At 58.9% G+C, this 15789-nt stretch carries 10 protein-coding genes; 4 read left to right on the top strand and 6 right to left on the bottom strand.

Annotated elements, in window-relative coordinates:
• The first annotated feature begins 286 nt into the window (after positions 1-286).
• The 3 genes from CKW18_RS03035 (at position 287) to CKW18_RS03025 (ending at position 3648) form a co-directional block, all read left to right on the top strand.
• A complete protein-coding gene (locus CKW18_RS03035; protein WP_095187392.1) occupies positions 287-2302 on the top strand; it encodes a type VI secretion system tip protein VgrG in 2016 nt (671 codons plus the stop codon).
• A complete protein-coding gene (locus CKW18_RS03030; RefSeq protein ID WP_095187391.1) occupies positions 2292-2996 on the top strand; it encodes a DUF4123 domain-containing protein in 705 nt (234 codons plus the stop codon). The genes CKW18_RS03035 and CKW18_RS03030 overlap by 11 nt, the downstream gene beginning before the upstream one ends.
• A gap of 331 nt (positions 2997-3327) precedes the next feature.
• On the top strand, positions 3328-3648 hold the full coding sequence (locus CKW18_RS03025; protein ID WP_095187390.1) for a hypothetical protein: 321 nt from the start codon (positions 3328-3330) through the stop codon (positions 3646-3648).
• Positions 3649-3755: 107 nt separating this feature from the next.
• On the opposite strand, the gene CKW18_RS03020 is transcribed toward CKW18_RS03025, so the two are convergent.
• Positions 3756-4169, bottom strand: coding sequence for a hypothetical protein (locus tag CKW18_RS03020; RefSeq protein WP_095187389.1), 414 nt, complete (start codon positions 4167-4169; stop codon positions 3756-3758).
• A gap of 162 nt (positions 4170-4331) precedes the next feature.
• On the opposite strand from CKW18_RS03020, the gene CKW18_RS03015 reads away from it, so the two are divergent.
• Positions 4332-5171: a 23S rRNA (adenine(2030)-N(6))-methyltransferase RlmJ gene (locus CKW18_RS03015; protein ID WP_095187388.1), complete on the top strand. Its 840-nt coding sequence runs from the start codon at positions 4332-4334 to the stop codon at positions 5169-5171.
• Between the two features lie 109 nt (positions 5172-5280).
• On the opposite strand, the gene msrA is transcribed toward CKW18_RS03015, so the two are convergent.
• From msrA to aceE, 5 genes are all read right to left on the bottom strand, one after another.
• Entirely contained in the window at positions 5281-5946 is a 666-nt protein-coding gene (gene msrA / locus CKW18_RS03010) for a peptide-methionine (S)-S-oxide reductase MsrA (RefSeq protein ID WP_095187387.1), read from the bottom strand.
• A gap of 209 nt (positions 5947-6155) precedes the next feature.
• Positions 6156-8852 (bottom strand): bifunctional diguanylate cyclase/phosphodiesterase, encoded by a 2697-nt coding sequence (locus CKW18_RS03000; RefSeq protein ID WP_095187386.1) that lies wholly within the window; start codon positions 8850-8852, stop codon positions 6156-6158.
• 253 nt (positions 8853-9105) lie between these two features.
• The gene (locus CKW18_RS02995) at positions 9106-10503 is read right to left on the bottom strand and encodes an alkaline phosphatase D family protein (protein ID WP_095187385.1); all 1398 of its coding nucleotides are present in this window, start codon (positions 10501-10503) and stop codon (positions 9106-9108) included.
• Between the two features lie 281 nt (positions 10504-10784).
• Positions 10785-12755 (bottom strand): dihydrolipoyllysine-residue acetyltransferase, encoded by a 1971-nt coding sequence (gene aceF / locus CKW18_RS02990; RefSeq protein WP_095187384.1) that lies wholly within the window; start codon positions 12753-12755, stop codon positions 10785-10787.
• 11 nt (positions 12756-12766) lie between these two features.
• On the bottom strand, positions 12767-15412 hold the full coding sequence (aceE, locus tag CKW18_RS02985; RefSeq protein ID WP_095187383.1) for a pyruvate dehydrogenase (acetyl-transferring), homodimeric type: 2646 nt from the start codon (positions 15410-15412) through the stop codon (positions 12767-12769).
• Positions 15413-15789: the final 377 nt, after the last annotated feature.

The following is a 15789-nucleotide window of genomic DNA, read 5'->3' as shown; positions in this document are numbered from 1 at the left end:
GCAATATCCCTGATTCAGCATAGATCTCCTGTGGGAGCGGGCTTGCTCGCGAAAGCGGTGGGTCAAATGAAATCAATGTCGGCTGACACAGCCCCTTCGCGAGCAAGCCCGCTCCCACAGTCGTTCGGTGGTGGGTTTGAGAGGGTTGTCTGTAGTCGAATGCTCCGATTTCAGGAGGATTATTCGACAGTAAAAGTAGGGCAAATCTGATTTCCCCGTCACCCTCTCAACACCCCTTGCCCCTCAGGCAGAATCGCCCGCCCTTCATTCTGCAGAGATACATCGGATGTTCGCGCCTGCCAATCAACCGCGTTTCACGTTGACCCTCGAGGGCGTCCTACATGACCTCAAAGTCCTTGAGTTCACGGGCAAGGAGGCGATCAGCCAACCCTTTCGATTCGAGCTGGAACTGGTCAGTGAGCGGCCGGATCTGGATCTCGAAAGCCTGCTGCACTGTCAGGCGTTTCTGAGTTTTGATGCGGGCGGTTCCGGTGTACACGGTCAGATTTATCAGGTCGGGCAGGGCGACTCCGGGAAACGTCTGACGCGCTATCACCTCAGCCTTGTCCCACGTCTGACGTACCTCGGGCACCGAGTCAATCAGCGGATCTTCCAGCATCTGACGGTGCCGCAAATCGTCGCGCAGGTGCTCAAGGATCACTCGATTCTGCGCGATGCTTTTGAATTCCGCCTCGGCAGTGAGTACCCGCCGCGCGAATACTGCGTGCAGTACGCCGAGAGTGATCTGGCGTTCATTCAGCGGTTGTGTGCCGAGGTCGGCATTCATTACCACTTTCAGCACCGTCCGGAAGGTCACCTAGTGGTGTTCGGTGATGACCAGACTGTGTTTCCCCGGCTGGCCGAGCCGACGCTGTATCTGCCGGGCAGCGGCATGGCCGGTGGCGCGCCGGCGATCAAACGGTTCAACGTTCGCGTGGAAACCCGTACCAGCGTGGTCACTCGGCGCGACTACAGCTTCGTAAAGCCGCGCCTGCAACTGGAAAGCCGCATCGACGGCGAACAGCGCCCGGTGCTTGAGGATTATCACTTCCCTGGCCAGTTCAATGATCGTGAAACCGGCAAGCACCTCGCCCAGCGGGCGCTTGAAAGGCATGTCGCCGACTACCGTCAGGCCGAGGGCATCAGCGACGAATCTGCGCTGGTTTGCGGACATTTCCTGCAACTGAGCGACCATCCGCGCAATGACTGGAATGATCTGTGGTTGCTGACGGCCATCGAACACCGTGGCCGACAGCCGCAAGTGCTGGAGGAATCGGTGACCAGCGATGGCGAAGGATTCCAGGGTTACCGAAATACCTTTCTCGCCACACCATGGGACGTGTTCTTCCGCCCAGCGCTAGGGCCTGAAAAGCCGCGCATGCTCGGCTATCAACCGGCCGTTGTCACCGGGCCGCAGGACAGCGAAATCCACTGCGACGAGCACGGGCGAGTCAAGGTGCAACTGGCCTGGGACCGCGACGGCGAGATGAACGAGCATTCCAGTTGCTGGCTGCGAGTTGCCAGCGGTTGGGCTCACGATCGTTACGGAAGCGTGTTGATCCCACGGGTAGGCATGGAGGTGCTGGTTGGTTTCATCGACGCCGATGCCGATAAACCGTTGGTAATGGGTTGTCTGCCCAACGCCGCCACCCCGGTGCCGCTGGATCTTCCCGCCGACAAAACCCGCAGTATCTTTCGCAGCCAGAGCACCCCAGGTGGCGGGGGCTACAACGAACTGCGCATCGAGGACAAAAAAGGCGCCGAGGAAATCTACCTGCGCGCCCAGCGCAACTGGACCCAGCATGTGTTGAACGACCAACAAGTGCAGGTCGACAACCAGCGCAGCATCGTCGTCACCGGCATCGCCAGGCATGAGTTGAAGGCCGACGAGCAACGCATCACCCACGGCCAGCGCCAGACCGAAGTGAAACAGGACGATCATCTGACGGTGGTGGGCGATCGGCATATCCGCGTGAGTAATCAGGCGACCAGCGCCAGTGCGCAATTCCATGTCAGCGCCGGCCAGCAAGTGGTGATTGACGGCGGCGCCAGCGCGACGATTCAGGCCGGCGGGCAATGGATCAACATCGGCCCCGGCGGCATTTTCAGCAGCGTGCCGATTGTTGTGGGTGGGGCGCCAATGGCGGCGATGAATGCGGCGCCGAGTGTGCCGGGGTTGCCGGATAAATTGACGGCGGCCCCGGCAGCAATGCTGACGGCCGCGCAAATCATGAGTTTTAAAGGTGAAGCGCCATTCTGCGAAGAGTGTGAGCGTTGCAAGGATGGTGTTTGTGCAGCCTGATTTCCTTTTACCTGCCGATTGGCTGGCGCGTGAGCCGTTGAGTGCTGCCGAGCAATTGTTCGCGGTGTTCAGTAACGCCGGTGATGCCAAACCACCCCAGGTGGCGTCGAGTCCGATCTGGGCGACCACGATTTACGCCGAGTGGGATGCGGTGATGCCTTATGTGGGAATTGTCGCTGCGGACAGTGAGTTTCTGGATTGGGTGGCGACTACCGCGTCCCGTGACTGGGGGTGGTTGGCGGTTTCTTCGGCGAGCCTTGAAGTGGTGGTTGAGCATCTTCGCAGCCTGACGCAAGTGTTGATGCCGGACGGGAAAGCTGTGTTTTTCCGGTTTTGGGATGGGCGGTTTCTGTTGCCGATCCTGCAGTCTGAAGAAGTGCAATCGGCGCAGTTGTTGCCGATGATCTCGCGCGGACTCATCAATGGTCAGGCTGTTGATATCGGGGGCAGAGCGCAGGTTTCGGGACAGGTGTTTCCTTGGTGGAAGGTGCCGGCTTCGGTATTGGCTGCGAGCGGTGATGACGTTCAAGTCAGCAATACTGTGCAGTGGCTGAGCGAGGAGCATCCGGTGTTGTTCGAGGCATTTCCCGAGGCGGTTTTGCGCTGCAAGGTCGGGCAGTTTTTTCGGGTTGCAGCGTCGGAAGAATCGTCGCAATCGGCGTTATTGGCGTATTTGCTGGCAGAGTCGGCGTGAGATTTCCGGGCGAAGGCCTCGGACGTTTCCTTCGAGTCGCGGCGGCTTTCATGAACTGGTGGGCGGTGGGTTGCAGGGGTAGTCTTGAATTGTCACCGCAGATGCGGCGACGGGGTGTAGGAGCCTTGAGACTAGAAGAGTGCATAAACGTCGTTGCCCGATTTGCGGCAGTCTACGTGCGTCCGTAAGATCATTTGCGGCGGTTATGCGCGGGCACGCTTCGGCGTGACCGAGTTCTCTGGTCTCGGTACTCCTACCCCGCGCATGGCTGCCACCCAAACCCGTAGGAGGGAAATGGTGGAAGCCCACTTCACTACCAGAGGTTCAAAAGATGACTGCGCTTAAACCCGATCCACCTTACGAAAAATACGTCCCCCATCCCGACAACCGCTACATGGCCCTGACCGGCAATTGCAGCGACATGCCGACCCTGTTCATCGACACCCACGTCCCCTCCGACATCCTGATGGACGCCGCCAACTACCGCATCCGCACCGTCGTCCAGGTGCTGGAAAACCTGTGCATGCGGGGCTCGATCGAGTGCGACTCGATGATCCTCAGCGACTTCGCCCAGCTCTGCGTGATTCCGTTGCGTGATGGGTGTGATGTACTCGATGTCATCGGCAAGCGGTTGCGCGCGATGCCTTCCTGAATTTTCAGGAGCAAGATCAAAAGATCGCAGCCTTCGGCAGCTCCTACATTGAATCCTCTGTAGGAGCTGCCGAAGGCTGCGATCTTTTGACGTTGAGGGTGCGTCAGTCAGTCTGCGATGTAGCGATCCTGAGTCTTGATAAAACTCTCGAAAGCCTCTGAGTTGTAGACCTCCAGGCACCCATAAAAAACGACATTACTGTTCGAGTGTTTGCTGATCGACGGGGTCTGCTCGTAGGCCGCATACACATAGTTTCTGGTTTCTTTATATGGATCGTGCAGCACTTGCAGCGTGTCTTCATTCTGCAGGACGGAGTGCATGCCTTTGCCCATGAATGAGTAGGCGCCAGCGGACAGACCGATGTCCTTTTCCAAGGCTGAATTTTCTTTGAACGGCTTCAGGATGCAGTGACTCAAGCCGTAGTTCTTGAGCATTTGGCGGGCCTGCGCAATGTGGTTTTCGCCCGAAACAGCGTGCATTGAGCAGATCAGGCACAGAGAGAAAAAGATCGGGTGACGCATGGGTGGACTTCCTGTCGGCTAGTACCTGCCAGTTAAGCGAGATAAATGACCTGTGGCGAGGGGGTTGGGTCAGATTCTTAACATGTAAGAGGCCGCTCGGCTGCGAACCCCTGACTTGCCGCCCGGTAAAAGGTAAACTTTGCGCCCTTCGCAGGAGCAGCCATGAATTATCGTCACGCCTTCCATGCCGGCAATCACGCCGATGTGTTCAAACACCTGACCTTGACCCGCCTCATCGCCCTGATGTCGCGCAAGGAGCAGCCGTTTGCCTATCTCGACAGCCACGCCGGCATTGGTCTGTATGACTTGCAGGGCGATCAGGCCAACCGTACCGGCGAGTACCTGGAAGGCATTGCGCGCTTGTGGGATCAGCCTGACTTGCCGGCGCTGACCGCCGACTACATGAAGGTGCTGCACGAGATGAACCCGGATGGCCAGTTGCGCTATTACCCGGGCTCACCGGAGCTGGCGCGGCGTCTGACCCGCCCGCAGGATCGGGTGATGCTCAACGAGAAGCACCCCGAAGACGGCGTGCTGCTCAAGGACAACATGGCCGGTGATCGTCGGGTGAAGGTTCATTTGGGCGAGGGCTGGCATGTGGCGCGGGCGATGTTGCCGGTGCAGGAGAAGCGTGCGGTGATGTTGATTGACCCGCCGTTCGAACAGCTCGATGAGATGCAGCGGTGCGCGGCGTCGATGAAAGAGGCGATCGGCCGGATGCGCCAAACCGTGGCGGCGATCTGGTATCCGGTGAAGGATCAGCGTGCGCTGCGGCGTTTCTATCAGGATCTGGCCGGCACCGGTGCGCCGAAGTTGTTGCGCGTGGAGTTGCTGGTGCATCCGCTGGATACGCCGAACAGCCTGAACGGCTCGGGGATGGCGATTGCCAATCCGCCGTGGGGGCTGGAGGAGGAGTTGCGTGAGTTGCTGCCGTGGTTGTCGATGAAATTGGGCCAGACCCAGGGCGGCTGGCAGATGGATTGGTTGATTGCCGAGAGTTGATCAGTTGCTTTGATGGTGTCTGATCGGACGCCTTCGCGAGCAAGCCCGCTCCCACTTTTGGAATGCATTTCAAATGTGGGAGCGGGCTTGCTCGCGAAGCTCCTAAGCTTCAGTTACCCGCCAGGCTCGGTGGCATGCACACGCCAGTGCCGCCAATCCCGCAGTAGCCTTCCGGGTTTTTCGCCAGATACTGCTGGTGATACGCCTCGGCGAAGTACACGGTCGGTGCCTGTTCGATCTCGGTGCTGATTTCGCCCAGACCCGCCTTCGACAATTCAGCCTGATAGGTCGCCTTGCTCTTCAGCGCCGCGTCCAGATGTTCTGGACTGGTCGCGTAGATCACCGAGCGGTACTGCGTGCCGATGTCGTTGCCCTGACGCATGCCCTGCGTCGGGTTGTGCAGTTCCCAGAACATCGCCAGCAGTTCTTCGTAGCTGACTTTGTCCTTGTCATACACCACCAGCACGACTTCAGCATGGCCGGTCAGGCCCGAGCAGACTTCTTCGTAGGTCGGGTTCGGCGTGAAACCGCCGGCGTAACCGACCACGGTGCTGACCACGCCTTCACGCTGCCAGAAGCGACGTTCGGCGCCCCAGAAGCAGCCCAGACCGAAAATCGCAAAGTCGACGTCCTGGAAAAACGGGCCAAGCAGTGGGGTTTCTTCGAAGACGAAGTGCTTTTCAGGCAGGGTCATCGCGGTTTCGCGGCCGGGCAGAGCTTGTTCTTTCGTCGGGAGCACGTTTTTGTTCACCAGAATTTCCGAGCGCAGAACCATGATCGTTCCTCTCAGTCAGGATGGGATGTAAAAAGTCAGACCGCCAGTGTGCCGAATGATGCCCGATTTCGCACTATTCAAATGTGGGGGCGACGGTGCGACGATTCGACCTGCTCGCGAAAGCGGTGTGTCAGGCGACGATGATGTCGACGGCTATAACGCCTTCGCGAGTAGGCTCGCTCCCACAGGGGGGCTTCGACAGATGGGATTTAGAGGCAGAGCGGCCCGCGCGGGTAGCGTTTCAACGCTTGGATGAGTTCTGCGCCCGGGATCGGCCGGTCGAACAGGTAGCCTTGGCCGACATCGCAGCGATGACGACGCAGGAACGCCAGTTGCTCGGCAGTCTCGATGCCTTCTGCCACAACCTTGAGTTTCAGGTTGTGGGCCATGGCGATCACCGCGGAGGTGATTTCCATGTCGTCCTGGTTGTCGGGGATTTCGTGGATGAAGCTGCGATCGATCTTGATGATGTCGATCGGGAATTTCTTCAGGTAGCTGAGCGATGAATAACCAGTGCCGAAGTCGTCCATGGCAAGGGTCAGGCCCAGACGCTTGAGCTGATCGAGCTGCAAGTGCGTGTCTTCGGTGGCTTCCAGCAGCAGGCCTTCGGTCAGTTCCAGTTCGAGCAGATTGGCCGGCAGCGCTTCTTCCTTGAGGATCTTGGCGATGGAGGCGACCAGATCCGGGTCGGAGAACTGTTTCGGTGACAGGTTGATCGCCACCTGCAGATTGCCCATGCCGGCGGCGGTCAGGGCCTTGCTCATGCGGCAGGCCTGACGGGCGATCCACTTGCCGATCGGAATGATCAGGCCGGTTTCTTCGGCGACGCTGATGAACTGATCCGGGCGGATCATCCCGCGCTCCGGGTGGTTCCAGCGCAGCAGCGCTTCCATGCCCAGCAGGCGACCGCTGCGCAGGCACAGCTTGGGCTGGTAGAACACGTCGAGCTCGTTCTGGGTCAGGGCGCGGCGCAGGTTGTTCTCGACGAACAGCTTGTAGCTGGCCTCGGCGTTCAGCGCTTCGGTGAAGACTTGTACCTGATGTTTGCCGTTGGCCTTGGCCTTGTGCAGCGCCAAACCTGCGTTGCGCATCAGGGTCTGCGGATCGCGGCCATGCAGCGGCGCGCACGCGAGGCCCACCGAGCCGGTGACGCTGATCAACTGATTGTCGACGAACATTGGCTTGTCGAGGGTTGTCAGCAGTTGGCTGGCGATCTGCTGGCCGGTCTCAAGGTCGGTGTTGTCGAGCAGGACAGCGAATTCGTTACTGGCGAACCGCGCAAGGCTGCCGCTCGGGCTCAGGCTGTTGCGCAGGCGCCGGGCGAGGCTGATCAACAGTTTGTCGCCGGTCTGGTGGCCGAGGCTGTCGTTGATCCGCTTGAAATTATCGATGTCCACCAGCAACAGGCTGATCGGCGTATCGCTGTCGCGGGCGAAGCGTTCGTCCAGGTTGCGGATAAACGCCGGGCGGTTGCCGAGGTTGGTCAGGTTGTCGGTGTAGGCCAGACGCTCGATGCGCTGCTGCGCCAGTTTGGTCTGGGTGATGTCTTCGTAGATGCCGATGTAGTGGGTCAGCTCGCGGTTGTCGCCATACACCTTGGAGATCGACAACTGGCCCCAGTAAGGTTCGAGGTTCTTGCGGCGGCTTTTGAATTCGCCCTGCCAACTGTTGCTCTTGGCCAGCGCCGAGGGCGCGTCGAACAGCAGTTCGCTGAGGTTTTCCAGGGCCGGCAGTTCCGACAGGCGCTGGCCGTGGACTTCCTCGGTGGTGTACTGGGTGATCGCGGTGAAGCTCGGGTTGACGTACTCGACCACGCCGTCGCAGTTGACCAGCAAAAAAGCGTTGGCGCTTTGCTCGACCGCCCGCTGGAACAGGTGCAGGGCGCTGGTGGCAGTGCGGCGGTTATGGTTGTTGATCACTTGCGCGAACTGGTCGGCGAGCTCACCGGCGAAGGCAATCTCGTCGGACTGCCAGGCGCGGGTGACGCCGGTCTGTGCCAGACACAACACGCCGACCACATGGCCGTCGACGCGGATGCTGGCGTCGAGCATGGCATTCACGTCGCGCGGGCGCAGGGCTTCGGCCATCTCACGGGTGCGTGGGTCGCGCATTGCATTGTGCGCATCGATGGCGCGGCTGCTGTGCAGCGCTTCCATGTAGTCGGGGAAGCTACTGATGTCGATCACGTCCGGGAGGATGTATTCCTGGGTCGCGCGGTGGTAAGCCGAGATCGGCACCAGTTGCTGGCCTTCGAGGTTCCACAGGCTGGCGCAATCGATTTCGTAGATATCGCAGGCGCAGCGGGTGATCAGTTCGGCGGCTTCTTGCAGCGAGTTGTGCGTGCTGTAGCGCTGGCGCGCGAGCAGTAGAATCAGGTCTTGCTGGGCGCGTACGCGATCCAGGTGCTGCAGTTGTTCTTGCTGGGCGCGCTGGTTCAGTTCAAGGGCGATTTGCAGGCGCGAATTCTGGGTTTCGAGGTCGACGCAGGGCACCTGCGGCACTTCGTAGAACACATCATCGACCGCCAGCAGATAGCCGCGCAGCAGGTGACGATTGTGTTGTTTGTAGGCTTCGCCCAACTCGAGGATGTTCAGCTTGCCTGCGGTGGTGTGCAACGTGTAGCGCACCAGATAATGCGGGCTGTCACGCAGTTGCTGCTGGATCGCGTCATGCTGTTGATAGCGTGCTTGCGGTTCCATCAGGCTGGCGTAGGGTGAACCGACCAGAGCACACAGCTCAACGGCTGGTTGACCGAACTGGCGTTCGCAGTTGGGATCAAGAAACAGCATCGCCCAGCTGGCTTCATTCAAGCGCTCGAAACGCAGCATGCCGAGCCGCGAGGGCACGGGCAACTGCGTCACTACCTCGGCCACCATACAGCTGGCGGCATCGGGTTGGCTCTTCATGAAGGGAACTCGCTTGGAAATATGCTGAACGCGCCGGGCTCTCGCCCTTTTTACTGTTGCCTACGGCAAGGTTGCATCATTGCGGCACTGACTGACAAGAGTGATGAAGGCCAAGTGCTATAAGAATGTGTCGGCTGCGTCGGGCATTTCTCCAGCGTCTCTTGGAAAACAGCAAAAGATCGCAGTCTGCGACAGCTCCTACAGGCACCGCGATCCCATGCAGGCGCTGCCGAAGGCTGCGATTTTTCAGGGATCAACGCAGTTTTATGACGATCGATTGCAGCTGTTTGCCATCCCGATCGTGGTAATTGACCAGAATCTGATCAGCCTCAACCACCACATGAGCAAAGTTGTCCTCACTCACCACTTGGCTGGTCAGCTCATGCCGATAATCGCCCGCTGCTGTGCGCGTCAGCGGTTGATCGAGAATGAACGTGGACGCCTTGGCGTACGGCAAGAGTTTGCTGTTGCACAGCGGCGAGGAAACGATGGTGTGGACTTCGAAGTCCGGGTCTTCGCTGTGGGTCAGGCGCGCGGTCAGCGAGCCATGTACGTCGCCAGAGATGAACACGACATTCTTGATCTGCCGCGTGCGGATGGTTTCCAACAGGCGCAGGCGCTGTTCCGGGAAGGCTTTCCAGGCGTCATCGCCATGCAGTTTGCGATCGGGGTAGAACATCACGCTGGTGACCACGAACTTGATCCGTGCCGGGCTGTTGATCAGCCATTTGAGTAATGCCTGTTCCTGAGCCTCATCAAGGATGCGTCGATCATCGGCCGACAAGTTGCGACGCGTGCGGCTGTCGGTCACGAACCATTCGATATCACCGTCGCTGAATTGATACCAGTAATGCTCAAGGATCGAGCGATTGATCACCCCGTCAGTGGTGAGTGGATGTACCGGGCTGTGACTGGCTTGATACAACTCATAGGCGGCCATGGCATTGCGATATAAATCGCCATCGGACTTGCCGGCATTGGCGGGCCAGTTATCTTCGATTTCATGATCGTCGAGAATCATGTAAGTCGATATGCCAGACATCAGCCGTTTAATATTCGGTTGGGAGAAGGCTGCACGGTATTTTGCAAGTATGTCGTGGTATTCACGATCCGGCGCGATCAAGTTCATATCATCGACATAGATTTGATCGCCGGTCATTAACGTTGCGCTGATCGGCGGTTGTGCACCTTCAATCAATTGATTGATTGAAGCAAAGATCCGGTCACCCAGTAGCGGCAGCGATGCAATGCCGGCGGTCATGCGCAAGTAGCGGCAAGAACCGACGATGTAAGCCCTTGCCTGCAAGGCTTTGCTGGAGCGGGTGCGAAACCGGTAGATCTCCCTCGGCCACTGCAGCGGTAACTCCGCCACACTGTCCAGGGTGTGCACCGGATTCATCGGGCTGAACCAGCCCGCCTGATATTCATATTCGGTATCGCCGCTCAAGTTGTTGAGCGCGAAAACTTCCGACATGTCTCGAAGTTCATTCAATTGGACAAAAATGGGGGGTGACCATTGTTGTGTTTCAGCGATGCGATAACGAATTGCAGCAAATACATTTGCGTTGTTTCGTCTGTCGCCACGAATAAATATCCGTGCGTGGTTAGTTGTGGTGTGGCCGATGATTGGGCCGATAACGGGTTTTAACATGTCGAATCCATTCGAATGATTACTAAAAGGGTATGTGTTGATTATAAGTTGCAATGGGGGTAACTATTCCGCGCCAAGGTTAGTTGCACCGGGAATAAAAAAGATCGGCGTGAAGCCGACTCGGGTTGTGGCTGATGTCAGCGCAATCTGTAGGAAAAAACAAAGCCTGGTTTTTTCAGGCAAAAAAAAACCCCGTCAATTGACGGGGTTGAGGTACGAGCGTGTGGCGCTCGAAAACGTGAAACACAAGCGGCCCTCCGTTATCAGAGGGCCGCTTGGGATTACAGCAGGATGGTGCGGATGTCCGCCAGCAGGCTGCCCAGACGCTGGGTGAAGCGTGCGGCAGCGGCGCCGTTGATCACGCGGTGATCGTAGGACAGCGACAGTGGCAGCATCAGTTTCGGCTGGAAGGCTTTGCCGTCCCAGACTGGCTGGATGGTGGCCTTGGAAACACCGAGGATCGCCACTTCCGGCGCGTTGACGATCGGCGTGAAGCCGGTACCGCCAATGTGGCCGAGGCTGGAAATGGTGAAGCAGGCGCCTTGCATGTCGTCAGCGGTGAGCTTCTTGTCGCGGGCTTTGGCAGCCAGCGCAGCAGCTTCAGCAGCAAGCTGCAACAGGCTCTTCTGGTCGACGTTCTTGATGACCGGTACCAGCAGGCCATCCGGGGTGTCGACGGCGAAGCCGATGTTGACGTATTTCTTGCGAATGATCGCTTTGCCGCTTGGCGCCAGCGAACTGTTGAAGTCCGGCAGCTCCTTGAGCATGTGTGCGCAGGATTTGAGCAGCAGTGGCAGGATGGTCAGCTTGACGCCAGCCTTCTCTGCAACGGCTTTCTGCGCCACGCGGAACGCTTCCAGCTCGGTGATATCAGCCGAATCGAACTGAGTCACGTGCGGGATGTTCAGCCAGCTGCGGTGCAGGCTCGACGCGCCGATCTGCATCAGGCGAGTCATCGGCACTTCTTCGATTTCGCCGAAACGGCTGAAGTCGACGACCGGAATCGGCGGGATGCCCGCGCCACCGGTTGCGCCAGCAGCCGCGGCCGGTGTTTCCTTGGCCTTCTGCATCATCGCTTTGACGTAAACCTGCACGTCTTCTTTCAGAATGCGACCGTGTGGACCGCTGGCGCCAACAGCGTTCAGCTCGACGCCGAACTCACGGGCCAGTTGACGCACGGCAGGGCCGGCGTGAACTTTCGCGCCTGGCTTGGCCGGTGCGGCGGCTGGAGTGGCAGCAGGTGCAGCAGGTGCAGCAGGTGCAGCGGCAGCCGGAGCAGCAGCGGCTGGTGCTGGAGCACTTGGCGCAGCGGCCGCTGGAGCCGGGGCAGCCGCAGGGGCCGCGCCTTTGACTTTGAGCTTGAGGATCAGGTCGCCGGTGCCGACTTCGTCGTCCAGCTTGATGGAAACGCTTTCCACCACGCCAGCGGCAGGCGATGGAATTTCCATGCTGGCCTTGTCGGATTCCAGAGTGATCAGCGATTGATCAGCCTCGACGGTGTCGCCAGCCTTGACCAACACTTCGATGATCTTGGCCTTGCCGGCCGAACCGATGTCCGGCACGTGGATGTCCTGAACGCTGTCGGCAACCGGTGCAGCCGTGGCTGCCGCAGGAGCCGGTGCAGCGGCAGCGGCTGGCGCAGCAGCCTGAGCCGGAGCGGCCGCAGCCGGGGCCGCAGCGCCCGCCACTTCCAGATCCAGAATCAGGTCGCCGGTGCCGACTTCGTCGTTGAGCTTGACGCTGATGGCCTTGACCACGCCCGCGGCAGGCGACGGGATTTCCATGCTCGCCTTGTCGGATTCCAGGGTGATCAGCGATTGATCAGCCTCGACGGTGTCGCCGACCTTGACCTGGATCTCGATGATCTGGGCCTTGCCCGACGAGCCGATGTCCGGCACGTGCACTTGCTGAACCGAAGCGGCAGCAGGTGCAGCGGCTGGTGCGGCGGCAGCAGGAGCAGCAGCCGGTTTGGCTTCAGCTTTTGCAGCAGGCGCAGCGGCAGGGGCCGCTTCAGCGGCGCCCTCGACTTCCAGCTCAAGCAGTTCGTCGCCTTCTTTCAGGCGGTCGCCCAGCTTCACTTTCAGGCTTTTGATGACGCCGGCTTTCGGGGCTGGCACTTCCATGCTGGCCTTGTCCGATTCCAGGGTCAGGATGCTCTGGTCGGCTTCGATACGGTCGCCGACCTTCACAAACAGTTCAATTACTTCACCTTCACCGCTGCCGATGTCAGGTACGCGAATGAGTTCGCTCACAGAGTTTCTCCTCAGCAGTCCAGTGGGTTGCGTTTTTCCGGGTCGATGCCGAACTTGGTGATGGCTTCAGCCACGACCTTAGGTTCGATATCACCACGGTCAGCCAGTGCTTCCAGGGCTGCCAACACCACGAAATGACGGTCGACTTCGAAGAAATGACGCAGTTTCTTGCGGCTGTCGCTGCGGCCGAAACCGTCGGTGCCCAGGACTTTGAATTCCTTGGACGGTACCCACTGACGGATCTGCTCGGCGAACAGCTTCATGTAGTCGGTGGATGCGATGACCGGACCTTTACGACCGCTCAGGCATTCTTCGACGTAGCTCTGCTTAGGCTTCTGGCCAGGCTTCAGACGGTTGCTGCGCTCTACGGCCAGGCCGTCGCGACGCAGTTCGTTGAAGCTGGTGACGCTCCACACGTCGGCGCCGACGTTGAACTCTTCACGCAGGATCTTCGCCGCTTCACGCACTTCACGCAGGATGGTGCCGGAGCCCATCAGCTGTACGTGGTGTGCCGCTTCGCGGGTGTCTTCTTCGAGCAGGTACATGCCTTTCTTGATGCCTTCTTCGGCACCGGCCGGCATGGCTGGCTGCTGGTACGATTCGTTCATCACGGTGATGTAGTAGAAGATGTCCTGTTGCTCTTCGGTCATCTTCTTCATGCCGTCCTGAATGATCACCGCCAGCTCGTAGCCGTAGGTTGGATCGTAGGTGCGGCAGTTCGGGATGGTCGCGGCCAGCAGGTGGCTGTGACCGTCTTCGTGCTGCAGGCCTTCACCGTTCAGGGTGGTCCGGCCGGCGGTGCCGCCGATCAGGAAGCCACGGGTACGGCTGTCGCCAGCGGCCCAGGCCAGGTCGCCAATACGCTGGAAGCCGAACATCGAGTAGAAGATGTAGAACGGCAGCATCGGCTGGTTGTGGCTGGAGTACGAAGTACCTGCAGCGATGAACGAGCTCATGGCGCCTGCTTCGTTGATGCCTTCTTCAAGGATCTGACCTTTCTGGTCTTCCTTGTAGAACATCACCTGGTCTTTATCGACTGGCTCGTAGAGTTGGCCGACGGACGAGTAGATACCCAACTGACGGAACATGCCTTCCATACCGAAGGTACGGGCTTCGTCCGGGATGATCGGAACGATGCGCGGGCCGATTTCCTTGTCCTTGACCAGTTGCGCGAGGATCCGCACGAACGCCATGGTGGTGGAAATTTCACGGTCGCCCGAACCATCGAGGATGGCTTTGAGGGTGTCCAGATCCGGCGTCGGTACGCTGAAGCTCTGCGCGCGGCGCTGTGGTACGAAGCCGCCCAGTGCAGTGCGGCGCTCGCTCAGGTAGCGGGCTTCGGCGCTGTTTGGCTCTGGCTTGAAGAACGGCAGGTTCTCCAGCTCTTCGTCTTTTACCGGAATGTCGAAACGATCGCGGAACAGCTTCAGGCTTTCAACATCAACCTTCTTGGTGTTGTGCGCGGTGTTTTTCGCTTCGCCGGCACCGGTGCCATAACCCTTGATGGTCTTGGCCAGGATGACGGTAGGTTGTTCTTTGTGGTTGACCGCTTCGTGGTACGCCGCGTAGACCTTGTACGGGTCGTGGCCGCCACGGTTGAGTTTCCAGATCTCGTCGTCGGACAGGTCTGCAACCATTGCCTTGAGTTCAGGCGTGTTGAAGAAGTGTTCGCGAACGAACGCGCCGTCTTTGGCTTTGTAGTTCTGGTACTCGCCGTCGATGACTTCGTCCATGCGACGTTGCAGGATGCCGTCGACGTCTTTGGCCAGCAGTGGGTCCCAGAAACGGCCCCAGATGACTTTGGTCACGTTCCACTGAGCACCGCGGAACACGCCTTCGAGTTCCTGGATGATCTTGCCGTTGCCGCGAACCGGGCCGTCGAGGCGCTGCAGGTTGCAGTTGATGACGAAGATCAGGTTGTCCAGCTTCTCGCGGCCGGCCAGGGAGATGGCGCCCAGGGATTCCGGCTCGTCGCACTCGCCGTCGCCCAGGAAGCACCAGACTTTCTGTTTGCCTGGCTGGATGAAACCGCGGTGTTCCAGGTACTTCATGAAGCGAGCCTGGTAGATCGCCTGGATCGGACCCAGGCCCATCGATACGGTCGGGAACTGCCAGAAGTCAGGCATCAGCCAAGGGTGCGGATAGGACGACAGGCCCTGACCGTCGACTTCCTGGCGGAAGTTGTTCATCTGGTCTTCGGTGATGCGGCCTTCCATGAACGCGCGGGCGTAAACGCCTGGCGAGGTGTGGCCCTGGAAGTAGATCAGGTCGCCGCCGTGTTCGTCGGTCGGGGCCTGGAAGAAGTAGTTGAAGCCGATGTCATACAGGGTCGCACTGGAAGCGAAGCTGGAGATGTGACCACCCAGGTCAGAATCTTTCAGGTTCGTACGCATTACCATGGCCATCGCGTTCCAGCGTACCAGCGAGCGAATGCGGCGTTCCATGAACAGGTCGCCAGGCATGCGTGCTTCGTGGGTAACGGGGATCGTGTTGCGGTAAGGCGTGGTGATGGCGTAAGGGAGCTGCGAGCCGCTGCGGGTCGCGAGTTCGCCCATACGGGTCATCAGATAGTGAGCACGGTCTTCGCCTTCTTTGTCGAGAACCGATTCCAGGGCGTCCAGCCATTCCTGGGTTTCGACGGGATCGAGGTCTTGCATGGCTTGCTCCAGGGCGGAAAGGCTTCCAGAATCGGTTGCCTGAGTTTGCGACTGGCCTTGTGGGCAGACGATTTAAAATTCTTGGATTGCCGACAGGTTGTTCCGGCGGCGTGTAGTTTTACTACAAATCTTCCGGCATTTCAGCCTTTCGAATGTATAGACGAGTAGTAAAACTACAGATGAAAGGCTTGTGGCCTCCGACTGCGTTGTGAGAATAATCGTTAAGGTTGGTCGATTACCATCCGAAAAAGGTGAAATATTGATGCTGAATGCCAAAGAAGAAGAAATTTCAGCTATTTCTAACTTTTGTTCGACAGTCCTTCGCGTAGCGGGTTTTCACCATTCACTACAAGCGGCCATTTACACGCCGATCAAGG

The sequence above is a fragment of the Pseudomonas sp. Irchel 3E19 genome (genome assembly GCF_900187585.1).
Taxonomy (GTDB): domain Bacteria; phylum Pseudomonadota; class Gammaproteobacteria; order Pseudomonadales; family Pseudomonadaceae; genus Aquipseudomonas; species Aquipseudomonas baetica.
Note: the sequence above shows the minus strand (reverse complement) of the source record. Positions and strands in the feature narration are given on the sequence as shown.

Coding starts and splice junctions, on each gene's coding strand:
- CKW18_RS02995 (WP_095187385.1), bottom strand. CDS start 10,503: ATGTTAAAACCCGTTATCGGCCCAATCATCGGCCACACCACAACTAAC.
- msrA (WP_095187387.1), bottom strand. CDS start 5,946: ATGGTTCTGCGCTCGGAAATTCTGGTGAACAAAAACGTGCTCCCGACG.
- CKW18_RS03020 (WP_095187389.1), bottom strand. CDS start 4,169: ATGCGTCACCCGATCTTTTTCTCTCTGTGCCTGATCTGCTCAATGCAC.
- CKW18_RS03035 (WP_095187392.1), top strand. CDS start 287: ATGTTCGCGCCTGCCAATCAACCGCGTTTCACGTTGACCCTCGAGGGC.
- CKW18_RS03000 (WP_095187386.1), bottom strand. CDS start 8,852: ATGAAGAGCCAACCCGATGCCGCCAGCTGTATGGTGGCCGAGGTAGTG.
- CKW18_RS03025 (WP_095187390.1), top strand. CDS start 3,328: ATGACTGCGCTTAAACCCGATCCACCTTACGAAAAATACGTCCCCCAT.
- aceE (WP_095187383.1), bottom strand. CDS start 15,412: ATGCAAGACCTCGATCCCGTCGAAACCCAGGAATGGCTGGACGCCCTG.
- CKW18_RS03015 (WP_095187388.1), top strand. CDS start 4,332: ATGAATTATCGTCACGCCTTCCATGCCGGCAATCACGCCGATGTGTTC.